Raw genomic sequence first — 25,955 nt, forward strand, 5'->3', positions numbered from 1 at the left:
AGGTAGAAATCGGCCAGCATGCCCGGCGCGATGGTGCCCAGCTCGTCATCGACGCCGAGATAGGCGGCCATGCCATGGCTGGCCCAGGCGAGGATTTCCGGCGCTGTCATGCCGGTGCGCTGATACAGTTCCAGCTCGCGATGATAGGTGAAGGACCCGCCCAGATCGGTGCCGGGCACGATGAAAATGCCGGCTTCGCGCATCATCGAGATGGTGGCGATAATCTGGTCGAAGGCGCCGCGATAATTCGCATCATCCTCGGCATTGGCGATATCGGCCCAGGCGCTGCGGGCGCTGCGCTGGCTGTCCACCGGCATGTGATCGATATAATCGACAGCACCGGGCGTGAGCTCGCCATTGCGCGACAGCAGCAGGGCCTCATGGATCGCCAGGGTCGGATCGATGGCGACACCGCGCGCCGCCATCGCCGCGATCGTGTTCCGGACCGGCTCGCTTTGCAGGTCGAGCGCCGGTAGACGGCGAAGGGCGGTCAGGCGCAGCAGCTCGCGCGTGTCCTCGCCCTCTTCGAGCACCCAGCCGAGCATGACCTGGTTGATATGGGTCATCTCGTCATAGCCGGCGGCGATCATGGCGTCGGCATTGGTGAAGGCGGGCACATGGCCGGCGACGCGCAGGCCGCGCTCATGGGCGCGTTCGATCATGGCGGGCACCCAGTCGGGATTCATCGAGTTGTAGATCTTGATCTGGATGTAATCGCCGGTATCGGCATAAGTGTCGACGGCGGCGACCGCCTCTTCCTGGGTTTCAACCAGAATGCCGTTATTGGAGCTGAACGGGCTGCGACCTTCGATGAATCCGCTGCGGAAGACGCGCGGTCCGGCCAGCTGGCCGGATTCGATGCGATCGATCAGGGCGCCGAGGACCTCGTTATTATTGCCCATATCGCGCACGCTGGTGACGCCGGCGGCGAGGTTGAGCAGGGCATCGGTCTCGCCCATATGGCCGTGCATTTCGAACATGCCGGGCAGGAGGGAACCGCCGGCACCGTCAATCTCGACCTCACCGGAGCGCGTCGGCACGTCAAGCGCGTCGATGGCGGCAATGCGATTACCCTCGATCACGACCGAAACCGGTGCGCCAAGCGCCTGGCTCGCCGGATCAAAGACCCGGACATTGCGGATGCGGACCGGCGTGCCGTAATCATGGGCAGTGCTGGCCTGGATATTCTCGAGACGCGCCGCGCCATAGGCAGCGGCGATGCCGCGCAGGCGTTCGTCTTCGACTTCAAAACCGGTTTCCAGGATCGCGAAGCCCGGTGTGATCAGGCCGAAAAAGGCGCGGCCGTCCATCAGGATATAGGTCGGGTCCAGGCTGGTGCCGGTCATGGCATAGCTGGTGACCATGCGCTGGTTGGCGCCATCGGAGACGCTGAGCTGTTCGATCTCGCTGAGCTGCAGGGCACCGCCGGGAATGGCGTTGAGTATGCCGGTCTCATTGTCCATCAGGGCGCGCGCGGCGATCGCCAGCCAGTAGGGGCTGCCATCCTGGGGCACGTAGAAGGCCTCGCCCTCGATCACGGCCGCATCGCTGCCGGTGGCATCGGACCAGCTGGCCTGGTCGTCCTCGAACTCGAAGCTCTCCGAGATCGGATTGCCGAAGGTCGAGGCGCCTTCAATCGTCCAATGGGTCGGCAGGCCGGCCGCGCTCAGGGCCACGGTTTCGGAGATGGTCGGGCCGCGGCCATTATTGCGGTACTCGTATTCGACGCCATAGCCGGTCTCGGAGGCGGTGATTTCGAGCGCACCGATTTCAGTGCCGCCGACCAGGATGGTGAAGCGCGAGGCCTCGGTGGCGGCGGTCGCGGTCTCGCTGTCCGGCGTGGTGCCGGAATTGCCACAGGCGGCAAGGCTTGCGGCCAGCGCCAGCGCCAGGCCGAGTTTGGACGATGCATGCATGAGAATTCCCCCGAAAACGTGTCGATTGCCGCCCAGCACTAGCACCGAATCCGGCCGCTGTCAGCGCAGCGGGGCCGGTGTCTTGTCCCCGCCGGGCTGCGCTGTGCGATCATGGCGCCCGGGCCATGCCCCCGACGCAGAGATAATAGTCGTAGCAGGAGTGCAATTTCTCCCGTTTTGCAGAATTTTCCGATCCCCGCCCGATTGAGCTTTGCCCCGGGCACGCGCACTGTGACCCCATGGAATCATTTCTGCTGCAGGCGGCTATCTATCTCGGGGCCGGCGTCGTCGCTGTGCTGATCGCGCACCGGCTCGGGCTCGGCTCGGTGCTGGGCTATCTGCTGGCGGGGATCGCGATCGCGCCCTTGCTCGAACTGGTCGGCTCGCACACCGAGGACGTGCAGCATTTTGCCGAATTCGGTGTTGTCATCATGATGTTCCTGGTCGGACTGGAATTGCAGCCACGCCTGCTCTGGGACATGCGGGTCAGGCTGATCGGGCTGGGCGGCATGCAGGTCGCGGTGACGGGCCTGACCCTGGCCGGCGGTCTCGCCCTGGGTATGGACTGGCGGGTGGCCATCGCCCTGGGCATGATCCTGTCGCTCTCCTCGACCGCCATCGTGCTGCAGACGCTCGGCGAAAAGGGCTGGCTGCGCAGTGAGGGCGGCCAGTCGGCCTTTTCGGTTCTGCTCTTCCAGGACGTCGCCGTGATCCCGATGCTGGCCCTGATGCCGCTTCTGGCCGTCAGCACAGGCACGGGCGAAATGCCGATGGCGGGCGGTCCGCTCCTGGCCGAAGGGGCTGACGCGCCGGCGGCGGATATCAGCCTGATCATGCACCTTCCGGCCTGGGGCCAGGCGCTGCTGACGCTGGGGGCCGTTGTCCTGGTTGTCCTGGTCGGACGCTATCTGACCCGGCCGGTGTTTCGCGCCATCGGCCGCACCGGCCTGCACGAGATATTCTTCGCCGCTTCACTCTTGCTGGTGATATCGACCGCGCTGTTGATGGGCTGGGTCGGCCTCTCGGCTGCACTGGGGACTTTCCTGGCCGGTGTCGTGCTGGCCGACAGCGAATACCGCCACGAACTGGTCAGCGTGCTGGAACCCTTCAAGGGACTGTTGCTCGGGGTCTTCTTCATTACGGTCGGGGCGGGGATGCAGTTTTCCCTGCTGGCGCAGACACCGGCGCTCATCCTGGGCCTGGTCCTGGCGCTGATCCTGGTAAAGGGCGTGATCCTGTGGGGGCTGACCCTGGTCTTCGGCATTCGCGGACATGCCCGCTGGCTTTTCACCTTCTCGCTGGCCCAGAGCGGTGAATTCGGCTTCGTCCTGCTGACCTATGCGGTCGGGGTGCAGGTCCTGCCTGATCATATCGCCAATATCACCGGTCTGGTTGTCGCGCTCTCCATGATGGCGACACCGCTGGTCATGATCGTGTTTGAACGCTGGGTCGCGCCGCATGTCACGCGGCGCGGCGGGCCGTCCCGGCCAGCGGACCTGATCGAGGAAGAGGCGTCGGTGATCATCGCCGGCATGGGCCGTTTCGGCCAAATCGTCCAGCGGCTTCTGGTGATGGATGGCCACCGCCCCGTCGTGCTCGACAATTCGCCCGCCCATATCGAGGTGATGCGGAAATTCGGCATTCAGGTCTATTATGGCGACGCGTTGCGCCCGGGTCTGCTGGAGGCGGCGGGGATTGCCAAGGCGCGTCTGCTGATCGTGGCCACCGACAGCCAGGAGCGGGCAGTCGAGCTCGTCCAGCACGTCAAGCAGCGCTTTCCCCATGTCCGAATCATCGCCCGTGCGGCGAGCCGGGAGCATGTCTATCAGCTGCGCGCGGCCGGTGCCGACAGCGCGATCCGCGAACTGTTCGGCTCATCGCTCGAGGCCGGACGGCAGGCGCTGGAATTTCTCGGCCGCTCGCCCAGCCAGGCCGAGGGCAAGGCCAGGGCGTTCGCCGAGCATGATGAAGAAAGCCTGCGGCAACTCTTCGAAGTCTGGGACGCCGATACCGATGTATTCGACAATGCAGCCTATATGGAAAAAGCCCACTCGCGGGTGGTGTCCCTCGCCGAGCTGATGGCCGAGGATGCCGAGGAGAGGCTCGAGAACTGATCTCGTGCAAGGCGCGCCGGCCGGCCGCCGGTGAGCGTTTCGGCTTTCGGTTGCAACCAAATGTGACTAATACTCGACGTCAGGTTCTGGGAGGGGCCGGCCGTGCTTCGGATTTCTTGTTTCGTGACGCTAGCCTTTTTGCTGGCCTGTGGCCCGGTTGCCGCCGGTGCCGAGGATGTGCGCGAGGCCGGGGCGGGTGCGGTGCCGCCAACGCCTGCCGCGCACGGACCCGCAGCGAATTTGCCGGCCTGGAGTGAGACCAGTATCGAACAGCTGGCGATCGCCCTGTTCGATGCGCCCAGTCACGGCTTGCCTTCGCTGGACCAGACTGCCGGGGCCTTGCTCGACCGCTCGCTAGGGCTCGAGCAGCGCGCAGCGATGGCAAGTTCGGCCTTTCTGCGCTTTGGTGGCTGGCTGCGCTATGGCCTGACGGATTCGCAAACCCGCCAGCTCAATACGCTTGATGAGGCCGAGCGGGCCGAGCTGCACACTGTACTCGCCCGCGCCCTGGCCGAAGAGCGGGTCGCCGATGCGCTGGATGCGCTCGCTCCCGATCTCGGTGAATACCGCGCCCTGCGCGCCGAAATGCTGCGCTTGATGGCCTTGCAGCCGATCTGGCCCGGGATCGAGCCCGGCGCGACCCTCGCCACTGGCGATCATGGTCCGCGCGTCGATCAGCTACGCGCCCGGCTGTCGGCTGTCGGCCTCTATCGCGAGAGCTGGAGCGCCGGGGATGCGTTCGAATTGAGGCTTGAAACAGCGGTCAGGCGGTTTCAGGGACGGGCCAATCTCTCGCCCTCCGGGCAGATGGACCAGGCGACGCTAAACCATCTCAATATCACGCCGGAGCAACGGCTGTCGCAATTGCGCGTCAATCTCGAACAGCGCCGCTGGCAGAGCCGGGAGCCCGGCCGGCGTCATATACGGGTCAATCTCGCTGATTTCACGCTCGAGGCCTGGGCCGATGGTGCCCTGGCGCGCCGTCACCGGGTAATGGTCGGACGGCAGGTCAGTTCGACCCCGGAGTTTTCCGAGGACATGCAGTATCTCGTCCTCAATCCCTGGTGGGGGATCCCCGGCGGGTTGGCGCAGACCCGCTTCCGCTCCTTCCGGCGCAATCCGGGCCTCGCGGCCCAGCGCGGATTCCGCATTTATGATGCGGGCGGCAACCAGATATCCGTTTATGAGATCGACTGGAGTCGCTGGGGCCGGGACTGGCCCTATCGTATGTCGCAGCCGCCGGGCGCCGATAATCCGATGGGCGAGGTGAAGTTCATCTTCCCCAATAGTCACAATGTCTACATTCACGACACCACCGAGCGCGACCGGTTTTCCGAGACGCGCCGTGATTTCTCGGCCGCCTGTATTCGTGTCCATGACCCGCTTCTGCTGGCTGAATGGGTGCTGGACGGTCAGGAGGGCTGGGATGCCGAGCAGATCGAGCAAGTCGTTGCCGGCAACACGCCGACCGTGGTCTGGCTCGATGACCGCTTGCCGGTGCATATCAATTACTGGACGGTCGTCAGCAATGCTGATGGCGATGTGCGCTATCTCAATGATCTCTACCGGCGCGACGGGGGCCTGATCCGGCAATTCGAACTCGCCCTCGAGCAGGCCCGCGAGCTGGAAGGTGTGCGAATCGCCGGGAGTGGCCTGTCCCGGGCACGGTTTGAGTGACTGATTTGGCCCGGTTTCAGCTTGCAACGGACCTGAGATGACACATCCCGGCGCGGACGCACGCTCAGGGTGATGCCGCAGTGCAGCATTCCGGGTTCCGCGCGGCTGCCGGGCGCTTGGGGTCAAGTGTTCCGGCTGCATCCAAGCTGTAGCTCGCCTGCGCGCCTCTATGGCCGCAAATTGACCGCCGAGGCCTGCCCAGCTTTCGCCGCAAAGGTGTAGCGTCTCTGCAACGGCACCAGAAATTTGCACCGAATACGTGTTTTTTCGGACTTCGCGGTGGCGAAGCAGGACAGCTTGTTGTAATGAAATGAATGGGAAATATCCGGAGTGGGTGTTTTCGAATTTTCCGGAACGATTCCGGGAATACACTTTCACACCAAGGAGGCGAAAGCCTCCGGAGGGGGTATGATGAAAAAACGGCTTTTTACGGCGGTCGCCGTCGGAGCCTTCCTGGCAGCGGCTCCTGCGTTCGCTGACGAAGGCTGGTATGGTCGTGGTGCTGTCGGTTACGGCGGCCCAGGCGATACGGATGTATCTGGTTCGCTGAATGGCGAAATCAATGGCAAGGGCAATTGGCGCGAAGCTGTTGCTCTCGGCTATGAATGGGCCGACGGGTTCCGTTTCGAAGGCGAGCTTGCTCAGCGTTACAACAACACTGGTGCAATCGGCGGCTTCGAAGACAGCCTCAGCGATTTTCAGATCTGGTCGGTCATGGCGAACGCCATTTTCGATTTCAATCCTGAAGGCAGCTACCACCCATATATCGGTGTCGGCGTCGGTCTTGCTCGTGTCGATGGCTCGCTCGCGGGTTGGTCTACGGGTACGATTCCTTTCGCACCGACTCCAGCTGACTATGTTGTCGCGACTGGCGACGACTCGCCATTCGCTTGGCAGGTCATGGCCGGTATTGGCTGGGACCTCACCGAGCGTCTGACCCTGGATACCGAATACCGGTATTTCTCGGCCGGCGGCACGGATTTTGACCCAGGCGTGAGCGTTGATGCGCTTGCCGGTCATGAGGCCTGGATTGGTCTGCGTTATTCTTTCGCAGCCCCACCACCTCCACCACCGCCACCACCACCACCACCACCGCCACCACCGCCACCGCCACCGCCACCACCACCACCACCACCGGTCGTGTGTAACGATGTGCAGTTCCCAGTCTACTTCGAGTGGGATCGTGCGGACCTTACGGATCAAGCGCGTGCGGTTATCGCACAAGCTTCGAACCAGCGCGGTTCTTGCGGCGTGACACGCGTTTCGGTTTCGGGCTTTACCGACCGTTCCGGTGCAGCATCCTACAATGTGGGTCTGTCCGAGCGCCGTGCCCGCGTTGTTCGTGATGAACTGGTTCGCCTCGGCGTCCCGGCCAGCACGATCACGCTGGAAGCCTTTGGCGAAACCCGCAATGCGGTTCAGACGCCAGACGGTGTGCGCGAGCCGCTCAACCGTCGTGCAGAAGTGGTCATCGTCCTCAACTAATCTTGAGTATGATGCCTGAAATCGGGCGGTCCGGCTTTTTGCCGGGCCGCCCTTTTTCTTGGAATATTCGTGCTGTGAAACCCGCAGAACTGAGCAGATCGGGAGGCATTTTTCGCCTTCTTCAGGACAGACTTGACCCCGGCCGAAAGCTGGTTCTAATCGCCCCGACACGCAGCCGGGTGGTTTTGCCCGGCGCGATTTCGAGGACATTTCGATGAGCAAACCCGACAAGCCCTACCGCAAGCACGCCGTGGCCGGCCACAAGCTGAGCCCCGAAACCCAGATGATGAGCTATGGCTATGATCCAAAGCTCTCGGAAATGTCGATCAAGCCGCCCGTCTTCCTGACCTCGACCTTCGCTTTTGAAAGTGCCGAGGCCGGGGCCTCCTTCTTCCGTGTCTCCCTGGGCCAAGCCCAGGAAGGTGATCCGGAATCGGCTGGACTGATGTATTCGCGTTTCAACAACCCGAATATGGAAGTGCTCGAAGACCGTCTGGCGCTCTATGACGCCGCCGAAGAGGCCGCCGTGTTTTCGTCCGGCATGGCAGCGATCTCGACAACCCTGATGGCGCTGGCGCATGCCGGTTCCGTTATCCTGCAATCGACGCCGCTCTATGGTGGGACTGAAAGCCTGTTGCGCAAATTCTTGCCCAATTACGGTATCAAGAGCGTTGATTTCTTCGCAGCCGCTTCGGAAGACGAGATCCGTGCTGCCGCCGAGACCGCCATGGCGCTCGGCCCGGTCTCCGTCATCTATACCGAGACCCCGACCAATCCGACCAATGATCTGGTCGATCTGGCGGCCTGCAATCGCATTGCCGACATGATCGCCGAGAAGCAGGGCAAGCGCCCCTGGATCGTGGTCGACAATACCTTCCTCGGCCCGGTCGGCCAGGCGCCATTGGAACTAGGTGCCGATGTGCTGGTTTATTCGCTGACGAAATATGTGGGCGGCCATAGTGACCTGATTGCCGGGTCCGCGCTGGGTGCTTCCGAGCCGATGGCCCTGGTGCGCAGCCTGCGGGGCTATCTCGGAACCAATCTGGATCCGCATACCTGCTGGATGCTGCTGCGTTCGCTGGAAACCGTGAAGATCCGGATGGATGCTGCAGCCCTCGGTGCCAAGAAGGTTGCCGCCTTCCTGCGCGACCATCCCAAGGTCGACCGCGTTCGCTATCTCGGCTTTCTTGGCGAGGGCAATCGCGACGCGGAGGTCTTCAAGGCGCAATGTACCTCGGCCGGCTCGACCTTTGCCTTTGACCTGGCTGACGAAGCGAGCGCATTCCGCATGCTGAATGCCCTGCAGGTCATGAAACTCGCCGTCAGCCTTGGCGGTACCGAGACCCTGATCTGCCATCCCGGTTCGACGACCCATCGCGGTGTTGATCCGGAATTGCGTAAGCGCCAGGGCTTTTCGGAAGGCCTGGTCCGGATCTCGGTCGGCATCGAGAATCCCGATGACCTGATCGCCGATCTGGCGCAGGCGCTCGAGAAGGCCTGAGCCGAATTTGACAGTCTGGCCCCGGCGGATATGTCCGCCGGGGCTAGACCCCTTCTTTTAAACCATTATCACTGAGCCATGCTGAATCCTCTGGAGCTCAATGCTGACGAGCGCGCCGTCCTCGACTGGGTCGATACGCGCAGCGATGCGATGATCGAGACCGTCAAGGCCTGGTCCGCGATCAATTCCGGCAGCCGCAATCCCGAAGGGCTGGAGCGCATGAGGGCCTGTCTCGAGACCGCATTCGGCGCACTCGACGATGCCCGTATCGATGCCGTTGACCTGCAACCTTCCACCGTGGTCGAACCCGATGGCCGCGTGCACGAACAACCCTATACGCCATCCTTCCGCTGCCAGATCCGGCCGGAAGCGCCGATCCGCATCGCCATGACCGGCCATCATGACACGGTGTTTCCGCTCTCCAGCGCCTTCCAGTCGACGACGCTCTGGGATGAGGACACGCTCAATGGACCGGGCGTGGCTGATATGAAGGGCGGGATACTGGTCATGCTGCACGGCCTGCTGGCCCTGCAGCGTTCGCCTTGGAAGGATCAGATCGGTGTCGATGTGCTGATCAGTCCGGACGAGGAAATCGGTTCGCTCGGCTCGGCGCCGGTGCTGGCGGAAATCGGTGCCCGCGCTGATATCGGCATGACCTATGAGCCGGCCCTGGCCGATGGCTCTCTGGCCGGTGCCCGCAAGGGGTCGGGAAACTGGTCGCTCAAATTGTCAGGCCGCGCGGCTCATGCAGGCCGTGAACACCATCTCGGTCGTAATGCGCTCGCCGCAGCCTGTGCCTTCGGCCTTGAGCTGGACAGTCTCAATGGCCGCCGCGAGGACGTCACTTTCAATCTCGCCCGCATTGATGGCGGCGGCCCACCCAATGTCGTGCCCGACAATGCGGTGGTGCGTTTCAATATCCGGGTCAAGACCGAGAATGACCGTATCTGGGTGCTCGCCGAACTTGAGCGCCTGCTCGACATGGTCCGCATCCGCGACGGGATTGGCGCCGAACTCTATGGCGGTTTTACCCGCCCGCCCAAGCCGATGAGCCCGGCGAATGCCAAAATGTTCGAATGGACGCGCGCTGCCGGTTCGAGCCTCGGGCTAGATATTCGCTGGCAGGATACGGGCGGTGTCTGCGAGGGCAATAATCTGTGGGCCGCCGGCTGTCCGAATGTGGATACACTCGGCGTGCGCGGGGCCGATATTCATTCCGATCGCGAGATCGTGAAACTGTCCAGTTTCGGCGAGCGTGCCAAGCTCTCGGCCGTGATGCTGATGAAATTTGCTCAAGGCCGGTTCGATGCGCGCGAAGCGCGCGCGCTGGTCCAACAACAAGACTGACAGGTCGGGGAAGACAATGCTGATCGTACGCGCTGCCAAGGCAGCTGATATCGATGCCTTGAGCCTGTTGGCCGAGGAAGCCGGGACCGGATTCACCAGCCTGTCCGTCACACGCGATGTGCTGGCCGAACGGCTGGAAAAATCGGCGGCGGCCTATCAGTCCAACCCGCAAGGGCAGACCGAGGACACCTATCAGCTCATGCTGGAGGATACGGAGAGCGGCAAGATTATCGGTTGTTCGGCGATCAAGGCGATGGTCGGTGTGTCCAAGCCCTACTGGGACTTCAAGATCATCACCATTGCCCAGCATTCCGTCGATGCCCAGCGCCGCTTCGACATGGACGCCATGCTGCTGGTCAATGATTTCGCCGGATCGACCGAAGTCGGCACGCTCTTTGTCTCCGAAGCCGGACGCGGCGGCGGCGCCGGCCGTCTGGTCGCCCAGTCGCGTTATCTGCTGATGGGGGCGGCGCCGGAGCGCTTTGGCGAGAAAGTCCTGGCTGAATTGCGCGGCGTCGTGCTCGATGATGGCTCTTCGCCATTTTTCGACCATGTCTCGCGACCCTTCTTCCACATGGATTTCGATGAGGCCGATCGTCTCAGTGCGTCCACCGACAATCAATTCATCCTCGATCTCGGCCCGCAGCATTTGATCTATGTCGATCTACTGCCGGAATCCGTGCGCGATGTCATTGGCAAGACCCACCGTGACGGGGCTGGCGCGATGAATCTGCTGCGCTGGGAGGGCTTCCACTACGACAAATATGTCGACATTTTCGACGGTGGTCCGCTGGTTTCGACCTGGACGGAGAATATCCGCACCTTGCGTGAAAGCCGGGAAGTGACGGTGCGCGCCGCGACGACGGCTGGCGGTGTGCAGGGCATATTGTCGACGGACAGAATCGAAGATTTTCGCACGTGCGCTGTCGAGGCCGTCGATGATGGCGACGTGCTCGGCATCGCCTATGAAGTGATGCAGGCAATGGATTTGCGAGACGGAGAGCGCGCCCGTTTCTGGCGCCATCAGAGGTGATAGAATGAATTTCATCAATGGAGATTGGCGCGACGGCACGGCCGGCGCCTTCACCTCGACCAATCCGGCCGATAACTCGCTGGTCTGGACGGGCAAGGCTGCGGGCGCCGATGATGTCGCCCAAGCCTTCACCGCGGCGCGCCGAGCCTTTCCCGCCTGGGGACGTACCTCGCTGGCCGAGCGCATTGCGGCGGTCGAGCGCTTCAAGGCCGAGCTTGAGAACTGCAGGGAGGCACTCGCCGAACTGATCGCGCGCGAGACTGGCAAACCCTTGTGGGAAACAGCAGGCGAAGTCGGCGCGATGATTGGCAAGGTCGAGATTTCGATTTCCGCCCATGCCGACCGCACTGGTGGCTATGAGACGGATACCGCCTTTGGGTTTGCCCGCTTGGCACACAAACCGCTGGGCGTAATGTTCGTCCTCGGGCCCTATAATTTCCCCGGTCACCTGCCCAATGGCCATATTGTTCCGGCCCTGATCGCCGGCAATACTGTCGTCTTCAAGCCTTCCGAGGTCACGCCGGGCGTTGGCGAAGCCATGATCCGCGCCTGGGAGGCTGCCGGGCTTCCGGCGGGCGTCATCAATATGGTGCAGGGCGCGCGCGACACAGGTGCCGCGGCGCTCGACAATGCCGAGCTCGACGGCGTGCTCTTCACAGGTTCCTGGAGCACCGGCAAGTTTATCCATGAGAAATTTGCCGGCCGTCCCGGAATTCAGCTGGCGCTCGAAATGGGCGGCAATAGTCCGCTGGTGATCTGGGATGCTGCCGATGCCCGCGCCGCTGCCAGCATCGCGGTGCATTCGGCCTTTATCACTGCCGGACAGCGTTGCTCCTGTGCGCGCCGTCTGATTGTCCCGCGCGGCGAGTCTGGCGATGCCGTGATCGCGGCGATTCTGGAATTGTCGGACAAGTTGACGATCGGCAAATGGAATGACCCGGTTCAGCCCTTTATTGGCCCGCTGGTTTCGGCCGGGGCGGCACAGGTCGTGCTGGATGCCCAGGATGATCTGATCGCCCGCGGCGCCATCGCCCTGCGCAAGGTCAAGCGCGACACGCTTGGCGATGCCTTCCTGCGCCCGGGGCTGCTCGATGTCACCGGTATTGATGTGCCGGATGAAGAAGTCTTTGGACCCATGCTCCAGGTGACCCGCGTCGCCAGTTTCGAGGATGCCGTACAGGCGGCCAATAATACCGCCTATGGCCTCGCCGCTGGCCTGGTGTCCGACAGCCGTGAGCTGTGGGAGCGCTTCTGGGTCGAGAGCCGCGCCGGTATCGTCAACTGGAACCGGCCAACCTGCGGGGCTGCGTCCAACATGCCGTTCGGCGGACCGGGCCAGTCGGGCAATCTGCGGCCGAGTGCCTATTACGCAGCAGATTATTGCGCCTTCCCCGTCGCCACCCAGGCTGCGCGGGAGCCGGAATACATGGCCATCAAGGGCGTTGACTGAATTCAGGGAAGGCCTGCGCGATGACTGCCATTGAAGCCAATTTCGACGGACTGGTCGGCCCCACGCATAATTATGGCGGTTTGTCTGAAGGCAATCTCGCCAGTGCACGTAGTGAGGGATTGGCGTCCTCGCCGCGTGAAGCGGTGCTCGAAGGCATCGCCAAGATGAAGTCGCTGGCCGATATCGGCTTGCTGCAGGGCGTGATGCCACCGCATGAGCGGCCATTTCTGCCGCTGCTGAGAACCCTCGGCTTCAGCGGCAGTGATGCCGGGATCATCGAACAGGTCGGACGTGAAGCGCCGCATCTTCTGCGCCGCGCCAGTTCGGCTTCGGCGATGTGGGCCGCCAATGCTGCCATGGTCTCGCCCTCCGCTGACAGCGCTGACGGGCGGGTGCATTTCACGCCTGCCAACCTGCTGACGACCGGACATCGCGCGATCGAGGCGCCACAGACGCGCCGGGCGCTGGAGCGGATCTTCGCCGACGAGACCCGCTTCAGTGTCCACGACTCCTTGCCCTATCAGCCGGATTTTGCCGATGAGGGCGCTGCCAATCACGTCCGCCTGTGCGAGGCGCATGGCGCCACTGGCGTTGAAATTCTGGTCTGGGGGCGCGATGCGGCCTCAAGCTATGACGGGCGTTTCCCGGCGCGGCAGACGCGTCAGAGCTGCGAGGCCATAGCCCGCAGGCATGGCCTCGACCCGGCGCGCACCGTGCTCCTGCAACAGTCACGCACCGCGATCGAGGCGGGGGCTTTTCACAATGATGTGGTCTGCGTCGGGACCCGTACCTGTCTCTTCTACCATGAACAGGCCTTTGAGGATCGCGACGGGGCGGTTGCGGCCATCCGGCGGGCGGCTGATGGCCTGTTTGAACCGGATTTTGTTGAAGTGCCGGCAAGCGAAGTGACGCTGGACGATGCCATCACCTCCTATCTGTTCAATTCCCAATTGCTGCAAATCCCCGGCGAGGATCGTCTGGTGCTGCTGGCGCCTGAGGAAACCCGCGAGAACCCTGCCACACGGGCCTATTGCGAGCGCCTGGTCACCGGCAATGGCCCGATCGGCGCGGTGCGTTTCGCCTCGGTGCGCCAATCCATGCGCAATGGTGGTGGCCCAGCCTGTCTGCGGCTCCGTGTTGTGCTGACCGAAGTCGAGCGCCAAGCGCTTTCGGCGAATGTGATCATGACGCCCGACCTGTTCGCAGCGCTCAATGATTGGGGCATGACGCATTATCGCGAGAGCTTGTCGCCGGGCGACCTGGCTGATCCGCAATTGCTGGTCGAGAGCCGGCAGGCACTTGATGCCCTCAGCGTATTGCTCGGCCTTGGTTCGGATTTCTATCCGTTCCAGCGCGGATAAGGGCTGTTGAATCAATAAAGGCGGGCTGTATTTGACCCGAATCAGGATGGTATCGCGCCGAACCTTTCGCGGTTGTCATGGGGAGAAGGCGTGAGCCAAGGCGTTCCAATCATTCTGATCGATGACGATCCGGACGAACACTTCCTGTTCAGGACTGATCTTGAGGATGCCGGGTTTGAGCTCGACTTTTTGAGCTTTACCCAGCCCGAGGCGGCCCTTGCGCATCTGTTCCGGCGGGCCGGCGGACCTGTTCTGGTCCTGACCGATATGGGCTTGGCCGGTGATGATCCGATCGAATTCATAAAAATGGCAAGCGAAGTCCTGCATGGCGGCGCGATCGGTGCTTTTTCCGGCGCGCTGAATCCGGACAAGGAGGCGCGGTGCCGCCAGGCCGGCGCCAGCTTCTATATCGTCAAACCCATCTCGGGCGAGAAGCTCGAAACGGCGCTTGCGAATACGCCATCGCTGGGCATTGAAGTGCTGGCCGACGGCCGCCGCCGTCTGATCTGCCGCTAGCACGCTGCAGCATCGGGTCGAACTGACAGGTCGATGGATTTCTAGAGCGCTGCCGCCTGCTTCAACAGGCCACCGGCGCGGGCATATTCCTGGCTGCCCTCGCTATAGACCCGGTCGCCCTCGATGATCTGGGAGGGCTTGAGGTCGGGCTGGCCGCGCAGGCGCTGATAGATCGATTCGAAGTCCTGATAGGTCGCTTCCATCAATTCCTCGAAACTGTCGATCACGAAATAGCTCTGCTGAAAATCATCATAGCGATAATCGGTCCGCATGATCCGTTCGATGTCGAAATGGATGCGGTTGGGCGAGCGCGCTTCGAGGCTGAAGATTGATTCCGCACGCGAGGAGACGATCCCGGCACCATAGATCCGCCGACCCTCGGGCGTGTTGATGAGGCCGAACTCGACCGTATACCAGTAGAGCCGGGTAATCTGCTCGATGGCATCGAATCCGATCGAACGAAGGCCGCCGCGGCCATAGGCGGCCATATAGTCGGCGAAAACCGGCAGGCTCAGCAGCGGGACGTGGCCGAAGACATCGTGGAAGATGTCGGGCTCGGGTAGGTAGTCGAGTTTTTCGCCATCGCGAATGAAACGGCCTGAGACGAAGCGGCGATTGGCCAGGTGTTCGAAGAATTCCTTCTCCGGGATGAGACCGGGCACGGTCACCACGGTCCAGCCGGTCAGGGCTTCCAGCTTCTCATTGACGCGCCGGAAGTCGGGAATGCCGCCCTCATTGAGATTGAGCAATTCCAGACCCTTGAAGAATTCCGGTACGGCCCGATTGCCGAGAATTTTCATCTGACGCTCGTACAGCGTCGTCCAGATAGCGTGTTCCTCGGCCGAATAGCGATCCCATTTCTGCTCAATCGTGAAGTCCGCAGCCGGGGTCTGTTCGGCGATGACGGGGTCGTTGACGGGCATGGCGGATATCCTGGGCGCGATCTGGTTTCATTTGTAACCAATATAGGCTGGTTTGGCGCGCCGCGAAACGGGCGAATGGACACAGCGCTGCGCAGCACGAAAACGCCGCCCCCGGTGCGGGGACGGCGCTTCATCGTCAGGCTTGCGGCTGGCGCGGATTAATTGCTGCAGAGCAGATCGACCATCGGCTCGCAACGTCCGTCCCGGCATTCCTGGTTTGCACCAATATACCAGGTTCGCGCACGGCTATAACGGTCGACCGAGAAATGCACGGCGCGGCTATAACCGGCTGACCGGCAAACCCGGCGAGCCACTTCTTCATCGCAAAAGCGGCCGCCTTCGCCGAGGCAGCGGTCGATGCCCATGCCGTTGACTTCAGGACGGGCAAAGAAGGTCGCGTCCACACCGCGCACACCGCCGCGCACATTCATGCCGCGATCACCGCCGGGACCGGGGTAGCCGGAGCCGCCGCCGGGGCCAGGATAGCCATTGCCGGGCTGGCCATAGGAGCCATCGACGCGGCGCAGAGAGGAAATCGTATTGCGCAGATAGAAGCGCGTCAGATCCTCGACGCTGTCACCCTCGAAATATTCGCATCGGCCACGATAGTCCGAATGCTCGCAGGCCTGCCATGTCTCACCGCGGGCGACCGCCAGGCTGTCAGCGCGATCATTGAATCCGATCCGGTCGAGATCGGGGTTGTCCTGCTGGATATCGACGCGTTGCCCGGTGAAGCGTGTGCCATCGAACAACCACACGCCGTTCCTCGGCTGCGGACCATAATCACCGCCCGGACGCGGGCCACCGGTATTGCCGTTATAGTCAGGCTCCGCCGAACTGATCCGGCCGGCCAGCCCGCCACGGATTGCGGGGAGATCGCCATCTACCTGCATGCAGGGCGCGCCAAAATTGGCGTCATCGCAAATGCGCCAGCTGCCGCGGCCGCTATAGCGGATAGACTGGGTGGCATCATTGAAACCCAGGCGGCTCAGATCGGCCTGGGATTCGGTGAGAATGACAGCCCGTCCGGTGTAGTTCGGGCCGGCATAGAGCGTCAGCGAATTGCCGCCACCCGGGCGGCCCTGGCCGGAATTGGGTGCCGGCGCGACCGGGCGGACGCCGGTATAGAGATTGTCGTAGCGACCGAGGTTGGCCTCATTGCCGGCATAGGTGAAGCAGCCGCCCGAGTAATTGGAATCAACACACAACTCCCACTGACCCGACACAATCCGGAATGAACTGGTGCGGTCGTTGAAGCGCATTGAGGACAGATCGCTCGTCGCCCGGTTGATGGTCAGGCTCTGGCCCTGGAAATTCGGTTGGTCATAGAGAATGATTTCCTGGGCGCTGGCGGTGCCCGCGGCGCCAGCAAACGCCAGGGCGGCCATGGCTGCCAGTCTGTAGCGTATCGTCATTTTTGCTCTCCCTCAGTACAGGATTGTGAGTGTAACGCGATAATCATGGCGCAGGGAAACTGAACTCAAGCGCGCAGCCATGTTCAGTCGGTATTCAGGCTTTCGCGCCTGCCTGTTCCGCTCGTGCCGGGGTTGCAAGCTAGCCATTTCCGTCATCATCGGCTGGTTCGTCCGTCGGTGCCGGGTCTGGTGGCGGGGTATTGCGGGCCCGGTTGAGCAGGCCGCGCAGGAGTTGCTGCGCGGGGTCTTCGGCTTGCGGCTGTGCCGGCTCGCTCTCGTCTGCCGGCTGTTCGGGAGTGCTGTCGCCGCCCAGTCCGAGCGCATCGAGCAAGGTATTGCGCACGGCTTCCTCCGGTGTCGTGGCTGCGCCGCTCGAGCCGCCGAGCGCGTTTCTGACGGCGCCGGTGAGCAAGGCCTGACCGACGGCCTCGGTGTCGACGCCAATCGTGACATCATTGAAGCTGCCGCGAATGCGGACAGGCACAGTAATGCCCTGCAAGTCACGATCGCCGCCCTGGCCCTGGATCGAGGCGACGGCCCGAGGCTGTAGCCGGTAGTCCACAGTCTGGTCTGGCAGATTGACCCAGCCCGAGCCGGTAATGCGCAGGAGCGGGCTGAGCAGGAGCAGGTCGCTATTGGTGATCCGCCCCGCGCTCGCATCGAATGTGCCGGTGAGGGCACTGAAATCAGTCTCGGCATTGTCACCGGTCGCGGCCGGAGTGGCCGGGTCGCTGGCAGATGCATTGCCATTGCCGGACACGAAGCTGGAGACATTGCGGATGGTCTGGGCCACGTTGATGCCGGTGATGGCACCGTCGGCGAAGCTGAATTGACCATTGCCCGCCAGGCTTCGCATAATGCCCGCCTGGCTCTCGCCGGAGCTGGTGAAGGCCAGCGCCATGGACCCTGTGCCGCGCAGGCGCTCGAAGCCGGCCGCGGCAGTCAGGAAGGGCTGGGCGTCGAGCCCGGTCAGGTCGGCGCGCAGCGAGTAGGATGCCGGGCGCGACCGGCCATTGACGACGATGTCGGCTGTGCCCTGGCCTTCATAGAGCGCGATCTGTGTCAGATTGGCTTCCAGTCGGCTATTGGCGATGCGCACACGCAATTCGGTATCGCTGACTTCGATTTCGTTGAATTTCAGCGTGCCGACGCCGAGCCGCAAATCGGCATCCACCAGGCCAAGGCCCGCCAGATCGATGGTTTCCTCGCTCCAGGGGGCAATTGCGGCGGGGCCGGCGCTGGTCTGCGGGGCGGGCTCGGGCAGATAGGGGGTGATGTCCAGCCGGCCCAGGGTGAGCGTGCCGTTGAGCCGGGGTTTCGCCGATTCCAGATTGATGTTGAGGCTGCCGGATCCGGCGATGTCGTCGAGCTGGATCGCATTGGCGGTCAGCGTGATATGGGTCGGGTCGCCGGCGAGGCGTCCCGCAGTGCTGAAACGGCGCAGGCCGTCGCCTGGCGGCATGTCGAAGCTGGCAAATCGAGCCAGATTGCGGATCGAGGGGATGGTCGTATTGAAGGCCCCGTCGAGGGCGAGATCGGCGGATTCGCGGAAATTGCCGTCGAAATGCGCGGTCACCAGATTGCCGCCCAGATCGAGCAGGAAGCCGGTCTCCCGGCCTTCGAAGAAACCGCGCAGCGAGGCGATGCGCGCCGTGAAGTTCATCCGTTCGCCATTGGCGCTCAGCGAACCGTCCAACTGCATCGGACCGTCCAGGGAGGGCAGGCCGATCGCGAGGTCGAGGCCGGTAATGTCATGGCTCTGGCTGGCGTCGGAATAGGTGATCGTACCGTTCTCGATCCGGATATCACCGAAACTGGCGTCCAGGGGCAGGGCGCCGGGACGGCGAAACCCGTCGCCGGAAGCGGGCGGCGGGGTCTGACCTGCTTCCGCCATTGTCCAGTTATTGCGCCCGCCGCGCTGCTGCAGCCGGATAATCGGATCGATCAGGACGAATTCGGCGATCTCGATCTGGCGCGACAGGAGCGGTTGCAGCTTCACGGCTACCCGCATTTCGCCCATTTCCGCGAATGCGGCATCGCCGAACCCCTCGGCATTGGCGATCGAGACAGTGCTGGCCCGGATCTCGATGCGCGGCAGCAGGCGCAGCTCCAGCTCGCCATCCAGAGCGACATCGCGATGCAGGGCCTCGCTGGCGGCGATCTGTACGCGGTCGCGATAGAAGGAGGAGGGGATTACGAAGGGGATAATGATCGCCGCGCCGATGACGAGCACGATCAGAACGAAGATGACTTGCAGCAGGCGTGTCATGAGTAGGAACTCCAGGCGGGTTGCTCGCAGATGCCGCGCGGTCACCGGTCAGCCGATTTTCGGACGAGACGGGGTCGCAGCGCTGCGATAGTCTTACGGTTAATTGACGCAAAATCGAAGGGGGAGTTGAGGATGGACAATGGAAAATCGACGGAACTGTTCCGGCGCCGCGAAATTCTGATCGGCCTGGCCGCCGGGACAATGCTTCCCTTCATCTCCGCTTGCGCCGAAAATGCCGCCCTCGGGCGCAGCCAGCTCATGCTGATATCCGACGCGCAGCTGACGCAATTATCGGCTCAGGCGTGGCAGGAGAGCCTGAATCGCGAGCGTGTTTCGCGCGATCCGGCCTATACGCGCCGGCTCGACCGGGTCGGGCAGCGGATCGTGCATGCCTCCGGCCAGACCCATCTGGACTGGGAGTTCGTTGTCTTTGACAGCGACACGGTCAATGCCTGGGTGCTACCCAATGGCAAGGTCGGGTTTTATAAGGGCATTCTCGACCTGATGGAAACCGACGACCATGTCGCGACCGTGATGGGCCACGAGATTGGTCACATCGCAGGGCGGCATTCCGCCGAACGCGCCAGTCAGCAAATGGCCGCGCAGATTGGCATGAGCCTGGTCAGCACGGCGCTCAACACGAGTGCCGATATTGCCTATAGCGACCAGCTTGGCGCTGCGCTGGGCATGGGGGTGAGCCTGGGAATCATCCTGCCCTATTCGCGCCAGCACGAGTTCGAAGCCGATCGGCTCGGGATCGACTACATGGTCGCTGCCGGCTATGATCCGCGCCAGGCGATCGATTTCTGGATCGCGATGTCCACCACCCACCAGGGTGGCCAGCTGGAGTTCGCATCGACTCACCCGTCCGACGAACACCGGATCGAGGCGATGCGGGCGCATATGGCCGCGCGCGGCTATGTCTGAGGCTGGATGATGCCGGCCTGCAAATCGCCTGATTGCATGGTTGCCACCGCACGAGGGTGGCGCTAGTTTCCCGCGCCTCACGCCCTGTCCAACAGGTGCGTGCCCGGTGCCGCCTTAGCTCAGTTGGTTAGAGCGCTAGAATGTGGATCTAGAGGTCCCCCGTTCAATTCGGGGAGGCGGTACCATTTCCAACCATCCAGCGGCAAGCCTGCCACCGGCCGGTGCCTATCGCGCCTGGCCCTTGGCGTCCGGTGTGAGGTCGGCGGACACGATGACCTGGGCATTGGCCTCGAGGAATTCGATCAGGGCGGGCAGGGGCATCGCCTTCGCGAGCGCATAGCCCTGGGCCCAGTCGCATCCCATCAGTTTCAGCAGTGCCAGGGATTCGAGGGTTTCGACGCCCTCGGCCGTCATCTCCAGGCCCAGGCCGTGCGCCAGGTCCGATGTCGATTTGACCAGCATCCGGTCCCGTTGCGACGAGGCCATATGGGTCACGAAGGCGCGGTCGAGTTTCAGCTCATGGCTGGGCAGGGTCTTGAGATAGGCCAGTGAGGACAGGCCGGAACCGTAATCATCGATCGCCAGCTTGATGCCGGCCGCGGCCCATTTCTCGAGATTTTCCAGCGCTCGTTCCGGGTTCTGCATCGCGGCCGTTTCGGTCACTTCGAAGGAAATGCGCCCGGGGCCGCGGGTGGCTGTACGCAGGGCCAATTCGGCAAAATCAGGGTCAGAGATCAGCGAACCGGAAATATTGACCGCGAGGCTGATATCGTGACCGGCGGTGCGGAGAGTCTCCTGGTCGCGGACAACCTGTTCGATCGACCACAGCGTGAATTCACGGATATGCCCGGTCTCTTCGGCCAGCGGGATGAAACTGTCGGGGAAGACGACGCCCTCCTCGGGATCGGTCCAGCGGCACAGGGCTTCGGCGGCACGGTAGCTACCCGACGCCAGATGAAGCTTGGGCTGATACTGCATCGCCATATCGCCATTGCGCGTTGCGGTGATCATGCGGCTCATCAGCGTCAGATTCTGGTCGGGATCGCCGAAGCGCACGGCGTCGAAGACCGCGGCCCAGCTGGAGGTTTCGCGCGCCTGGTCGACGGCGATGATGGCATTTTTGACGCAATCCTCGCCGCCGGTGCCGGCGTACAGGCCTGCGGTGACGGCGACGTCGATATCGACACCGTCCAGCGTCACCGGGCTGTTGAAGCACATGCGGATCCGTTCGGCCGCCGGCAGGACCGCATTGGCATCGGCGACGGCGATGATGACGCCGAGTGTGTCCGGGCTCAGCGTAGCGACAATCTCACAGCCGAGATTGGCGCGAATCCGCTCCGCCATCGCCGCTTTGAGCATGGAGATGCGGGCAAAGCCGAGGGCGTTCTTGAGATGTTTGAAACGCTCGATGCCAAGCGCGACCAGAGTGACCGGATGTCCGGCCGTCCTGGCCAGGTGGACAATCGAACGCTCGACGGCTGTCCGGGAGGGCAGGCCGGTCTCGATGTCCTCGTAAAGCGCTTTTTCAAGCACAAGCTGACGATCGCGCGAGGCGCGCTGGCGGACATAGATGAGCAGCAGGACGACGACTGCGAGCACCAGCAAGGCGCTGACGGCGATCAGGCGCTGGCGGGCATGCGCATTGGCCAATTGCAGGTCCTGTTCCGACCCGACGAGGCGAAGCTGTTCGATCCGCATATTCTGTTCGGCGAAGTCGAACTGGGCGGCCAGCAGGCTGGTATTGGCTGAGGCCGCGACTTCGCGCGCATCGTCGTCAAGGCGCTTGAAGGCGCGCAAATGCGGTATCGCCTCACTCCACAGCGTCAGCGCCTGATAGATGTCCGCGGCGGTGGCATGGAATTCGGTGTAGCTCTGGGTCGTTTCGGCGAGCGAAACGCCGTCGAACGTGCGGGCGATTTCCCTGCGCGCGTCTTGCAGATCGCCGCGCTCATAGGAAATCCGTGCGTGCGTCCCCCAGAGAAAACGCGTCCATTCATCGCGGGCGGAATCGCCGCTGATGGAAAAGGCCTCGTCGACGGTGTTGGCGGCTGCGTCCAGTTCGCCGAACGCGACTTGCAGCGAGGCCATATTGTTGAGGATGCGGGCCTGCAGGGCCGTGCTGCCCATCTCCGCGGCGAGCTCGCGGGCCCGCTGGAAATGCTCCAGGGCTTCCTGGTACTGGCCCAGTTCGCGATAGGCATTGCCCAGATTATTATTGGCTGCCAGGTCGAGCGAGGGATCGCCCGGATGGCGCCTCATCGCATCGACATAATAGCTTTCGGCGCGGCGGTACTGGTGCGCATCATTATAGATCGAGCCGATCGACTGCAGCACGATCGACTCGCTGCGCGTATCGCCGATCGCGCGAAAGACTTCGTAGGCGCGCTGAAAATTGTCGAAGGCCGCTCCGTATTCGCTGGTCACCTTGTCGATGCGGCCGAGGGAGACCAGGATATCGGCGAACAGCTTGGTCGGCTCCGGCTCTGCGCCGAGAATGTCCAGGGCCTGCTGGGCGACAGGACGGGCCTCGACCGGTCGGCCGAGTCGCGTCAGGGCTTCGGATTTGAGCCACCAGACGGTTGCGAACTCAGTGTCGATCCCGGTTCGCCCGGAACCGTCAGCCAGCAGCGCTTCGGCGGCGGTGATGTGGGCCAGGGCGGCATTCGGGTCGGCCATCATGTTGGCGCGCGCCGCAGCGAGCTCCGACTCGACCGTCCTGACGTCTGGCTCCAGCATTTCGGCTGCGGGCAGCTGCAATTGCACCGCCTGCGCCGGACTGGCCAGGAGCAGGAGCGCGCTCAGCGCGGTCGCGGGGAAATGCCACATCTTCATGCCGTCGCTCCGGCCGGCGGCGCGAGGGCGGCGCGGGCGAGTGTGGGACGGCGAATTTCATTGAGGCGGCGCATCCCGGATCCTGACTGGGCTCGTGTGGTCTGTTTGAGCTACCAGGTTGGACGACAATGGTTAAATTCGCGCGAACATCGGACTTTCTCAATGATTTGCGTGGGTTGGCGAGCGATTCTTGGGTGGGGCTGGCCGGGCCTGCCACGCGGCGCGGGAGGGGCACACGCGAACCGCCGCCCCAGAGATCTGGGACGGCGGTCCGGTTGTGCAGGGCTGCGCTCGATTGCGCTGCTAGAATTCGAGGCGGAAGCGCGCGCCTGTCGCCATGCCGGCGACATCTTCGGCGGAGGTCTCGCCAGCGAGTTCGGCGCGGGTGAAGAGGCTCAGATCGGCGCGGCCGTCGAAGACTGGCGTTGCGTAGATGAGCTCGGCGAATAATGGCCGCTGTCCACCCAATTCCCAACGCTGCAGATCGGTACCCAGTTCGCCCGTGGTCCGGTCAATGACCTTGGTCGAATTGTATTCGAGGGCACCGGATTCCACGTGCAGCGGCTGGATGATGCTGAAACGTACCGCATCCACCGAGGTGAACAGCCCGTCACGGCGTGCCGTCAGCTGGAAGGCGCTTGAAACGGTGCCGTCCGGCAGCGACAACAGGGAGTCGCCGAAGCTGGCGGACCGCGTCCGGGCCAGGGTTGCGGAACTGCTCAGGGTCACCGCCAGCGGCAGGCGGGCCTCGGCCCCGATCGTCAGGGAGTCCGTGGTCGCTCCACCTTCCAGGCTCAGGCCGCTGCTGCCCTGGGCACCGAGCAGGCCCGAGGCTTCAAACAGGCCGGTATAGGTGACATGGGCGGTCAAATTGTCGTTGATCTGATGGCTGACACTGGTCAGGAAAGCGGTCGCTTCATAGGCGGCCAGCCCCTCGGTCGAGGTCTGCTGTTCGCCGGTGATCGGATTGACGAACAAGTGCTCATCTTGCGAGGTGGTGACGCCGAAATCCATGCGTGTCCGGTCGCCAAGCGGCAGGGTCGACATGGCGTAGGCACCGCCTGAGGCAAAGCCGAGGACGGGATTGACGCCACCGGTTTCCGGGCGGTGATCGGAGAACAGTCCGAAGCCGTCCTGCTGGTTCAGGGCCATTGCCCCTTCGCCTGAGCCGAGACGCAGTTCGCGGCCGGTTTCGGTATCCCGGAAACTGATGCCGGCCTGGAATGGCAAGCCGCTCGTCGAGAGCGGTGCCCGCGGGTCGGCGGCGGCAGCGGTGCTGCTGATCGCGAACCGGCCGTCGGAGGAGAGCTGGTAGGCGGTTTCGCCGGTATCGTTGAACTGACGGCCATTGACGAGCCACCAGGTGCGTTCACGCAGATAGGTTTCCGCATTGGCCCGCATGTTCCGGTCGCGGCCGGAATCGTCGAACATCAGATCGGCAACCGAGATTTCGAAATCGCGATAGGTGTCGCCGATCGGCTCGAATACGGTGATCGAGTTGTCGCGTGCCCGGCGGAAGGAGAGCCGTCCGCTGGCCAGCGAAATGACATCGATCGACTGTTCTGTGTAACCGCCTCGTCTGGACCGCGAACGTTCCAGATGCACCAGGTTTGTCATGTCGAGCGGGGACATGGCGGCATCGATATCGAGCAGGCCCCAGCCATAGACTTCGTCGACACCGGGGGCGCCGAGATCTTCGGCCGAGAACAGCAGCACATCGGCGACATCGCCAGCCTCGAGCCAGTTCCAGCGACCCAGGACCAGCGCCGCGGCGCCGGTGACCAGTGGGGCCGCGAAGGATGTGCCCGAGAGGCGCGTGACACCGCCTTCACCGTCGGAGACCAGCAGCAATTCGCCGGGCGCGACCAGGAAACGGTCCATCAGCCGGTAGCCGTCCCGGCAACGTCCACGCACTGTCAAGCACGCCGTGCCCGGGCGATTGGAGAAGGAAGAGATGTCGCCATTCGGATTGACCGAGCCGACGATCAGCAGATTGTCCAGGGTGGACACGCCTGTCCAGTCGAGATCGGTCGTCTGTGTGACGCCGTCATTGCCGGCGGCCACGACCAGCAGGATGTCATCGGTCGCACGGGCGATGTGCTTGTCGCTGAAAATGGTGGCCCACTGCTGATGCAGCGTCCAGCCAGGCATGCCGAGCGACATGTTGATGATGTCGGGCCCCGGACGGGCCAGTTGCAGCAAGCCGCTGCGAACATCATCCCAATTGGTGCTCAGCGTTTCGTCGAAAGGATTATAGGTGTTGAAGATCACGTCCGGGGCAACGCCCATCACGCCGCTCCCATCATGGGGCGCGCCGATCAGACTGGCGACGGCCGCGCCATGATTGAAGTTCAGATAGTCGCGTTCGCCGTATTCCGAGCGAACATTCATGCCCTCATCGGACTGGAAGCTGAAGTCCAGCAAGCCGACCAGCACACCATCGCCGCCGCCGGCAGCCTGTGACAGCGCCGGGGACCAGTTGATGGCCGGCATCCAGTGATCGAAACGATCCGTGCCGGAGAAGTTCATCAGCCCGTCATAGAAGGCCAGGAAGAAGGCCGAGCGTTGTTGCGCAGTAACCTGGTCCAGGGAATCCGGATCGTTCGGGTCGATGCCATAACGGGCCAGCAGGTCCTGCAGGAACTGGTTGCGGAAGGACTGTCCGGTCTGCGCCTCGACGGCCTCGCCGAAGACGGCCTCAGCCTGGTCGAACAGACCTTCCAGCTGGGCAGCCAGTGCGGTCGCGTCGCCCGTGAACGGATCGATATCGCCCCAGAAGGCATCGATATCACCCCACAGGGGGCCGACATCGCCCCAGAAGGCATCGATATCGCCGTAGAAGGGGTTGATGTCGCCGTGGAAAGGATCGATATCGCCCCAGAAGGCGCTGATATCGCCGTGGAAGGGATTGATGTCACCCCAGAACGGACTGATATCGCCCCAGAATGGCGAGATGTCGCCATAGAAGGGGTTGATATCGCCGTGGAATGGATTGATGTCGCCATGGAAGGGATTGATGTCCCCATGGAATGGCAGGACAAATTGCGTTTCCGCCGAATCCGACGTGACGCCCCTGTCGCTGCCCGCCATTGCGGCGGGAGCGAGGAGTGATCCAGCGGAGGCCGTCAACATCAGAGTGGCGGTGGTCCGTAAGAGGAAGTTTTTCATGTCGATCCCGTCCAAATGTAT

The 25,955-nt window shown here is 63.0% G+C and carries 16 protein-coding genes and 1 tRNA gene; 11 read left to right on the plus strand and 6 right to left on the minus strand.

Annotated features, from left to right (window positions below; genetic code table 11):
* On the minus strand, positions 1–1,916 hold a 1,916-nt coding region (locus tag AAC023_RS00450), incomplete at its 3' end, for an amidohydrolase family protein (protein ID WP_339736996.1).
* Between the two features lie 239 nt (positions 1,917–2,155).
* On the opposite strand from AAC023_RS00450, the gene AAC023_RS00455 reads away from it, so the two are divergent.
* The 9 genes from AAC023_RS00455 (at position 2,156) to AAC023_RS00495 (ending at position 14,400) form a co-directional block, all read left to right on the plus strand.
* The gene (locus tag AAC023_RS00455; protein WP_339736998.1) at positions 2,156–4,030 is read left to right on the plus strand and encodes a cation:proton antiporter; all 1,875 of its coding nucleotides are present in this window, start codon (positions 2,156–2,158) and stop codon (positions 4,028–4,030) included.
* Between the two features lie 102 nt (positions 4,031–4,132).
* Entirely contained in the window at positions 4,133–5,707 is a 1,575-nt protein-coding gene (locus AAC023_RS00460; protein WP_339737000.1) for a L,D-transpeptidase family protein, read from the plus strand.
* Positions 5,708–6,037: 330 nt separating this feature from the next.
* The gene (locus AAC023_RS00465; protein ID WP_339737002.1) at positions 6,038–7,192 is read left to right on the plus strand and encodes an OmpA family protein; all 1,155 of its coding nucleotides are present in this window, start codon (positions 6,038–6,040) and stop codon (positions 7,190–7,192) included.
* A 214-nt stretch (positions 7,193–7,406) separates the two neighbouring features.
* Entirely contained in the window at positions 7,407–8,693 is a 1,287-nt protein-coding gene (locus tag AAC023_RS00470; protein WP_339737004.1) for a cystathionine gamma-synthase family protein, read from the plus strand.
* A gap of 78 nt (positions 8,694–8,771) precedes the next feature.
* Positions 8,772–10,040: a hydrolase gene (locus AAC023_RS00475; RefSeq protein ID WP_339737006.1), complete on the plus strand. Its 1,269-nt coding sequence runs from the start codon at positions 8,772–8,774 to the stop codon at positions 10,038–10,040.
* A 16-nt stretch (positions 10,041–10,056) separates the two neighbouring features.
* Positions 10,057–11,073, plus strand: a complete 1,017-nt coding sequence (locus AAC023_RS00480; RefSeq protein ID WP_339737008.1) for an arginine N-succinyltransferase — start codon at positions 10,057–10,059, stop codon at positions 11,071–11,073.
* Positions 11,074–11,077: 4 nt separating this feature from the next.
* Positions 11,078–12,523 (plus strand): succinylglutamate-semialdehyde dehydrogenase, encoded by a 1,446-nt coding sequence (gene astD / locus AAC023_RS00485; RefSeq protein WP_339737010.1) that lies wholly within the window; start codon positions 11,078–11,080, stop codon positions 12,521–12,523.
* 20 nt (positions 12,524–12,543) lie between these two features.
* The gene (gene astB / locus AAC023_RS00490) at positions 12,544–13,884 is read left to right on the plus strand and encodes an N-succinylarginine dihydrolase (RefSeq protein WP_339737012.1); all 1,341 of its coding nucleotides are present in this window, start codon (positions 12,544–12,546) and stop codon (positions 13,882–13,884) included.
* Between the two features lie 90 nt (positions 13,885–13,974).
* Positions 13,975–14,400, plus strand: coding sequence for a response regulator (locus tag AAC023_RS00495; RefSeq protein ID WP_339737014.1), 426 nt, complete (start codon positions 13,975–13,977; stop codon positions 14,398–14,400).
* 41 nt (positions 14,401–14,441) lie between these two features.
* Here AAC023_RS00495 and phhA read toward each other — a convergent pair whose 3' ends face one another.
* The 3 genes from phhA to AAC023_RS00510 form a co-directional block, all read right to left on the minus strand.
* Positions 14,442–15,323 (minus strand): phenylalanine 4-monooxygenase, encoded by an 882-nt coding sequence (gene phhA / locus AAC023_RS00500; protein ID WP_339737016.1) that lies wholly within the window; start codon positions 15,321–15,323, stop codon positions 14,442–14,444.
* Between the two features lie 158 nt (positions 15,324–15,481).
* Positions 15,482–16,738 (minus strand): beta/gamma crystallin-related protein, encoded by a 1,257-nt coding sequence (locus AAC023_RS00505; protein ID WP_339737018.1) that lies wholly within the window; start codon positions 16,736–16,738, stop codon positions 15,482–15,484.
* 139 nt (positions 16,739–16,877) lie between these two features.
* Complete coding sequence (locus tag AAC023_RS00510; protein ID WP_339737020.1) at positions 16,878–19,007, minus strand: AsmA family protein; 2,130 nt, start codon at positions 19,005–19,007, stop codon at positions 16,878–16,880.
* Positions 19,008–19,139: 132 nt separating this feature from the next.
* Between AAC023_RS00510 and AAC023_RS00515 the strand changes: the two genes are divergently transcribed.
* Both AAC023_RS00515 and AAC023_RS00520 read left to right on the plus strand, forming a co-directional pair.
* The gene (locus tag AAC023_RS00515) at positions 19,140–19,934 is read left to right on the plus strand and encodes a M48 family metallopeptidase (RefSeq protein ID WP_339737022.1); all 795 of its coding nucleotides are present in this window, start codon (positions 19,140–19,142) and stop codon (positions 19,932–19,934) included.
* Between the two features lie 108 nt (positions 19,935–20,042).
* Positions 20,043–20,119: transfer RNA gene (locus tag AAC023_RS00520), tRNA-His, on the plus strand.
* A 40-nt stretch (positions 20,120–20,159) separates the two neighbouring features.
* Here the strand turns inward: AAC023_RS00520 and AAC023_RS00525 are convergent.
* Together AAC023_RS00525 and AAC023_RS00530 are read right to left on the minus strand one after the other, a co-directional pair.
* Entirely contained in the window at positions 20,160–22,766 is a 2,607-nt protein-coding gene (locus AAC023_RS00525) for an EAL domain-containing protein (protein WP_339737024.1), read from the minus strand.
* A gap of 303 nt (positions 22,767–23,069) precedes the next feature.
* Positions 23,070–25,898, minus strand: coding sequence for a S8 family peptidase (locus AAC023_RS00530; protein ID WP_339737026.1), 2,829 nt, complete (start codon positions 25,896–25,898; stop codon positions 23,070–23,072).
* Positions 25,899–25,955: the final 57 nt, after the last annotated feature.

Source organism: uncultured Maricaulis sp. (assembly GCF_963976135.1).
Classification (GTDB): domain Bacteria; phylum Pseudomonadota; class Alphaproteobacteria; order Caulobacterales; family Maricaulaceae; genus Maricaulis.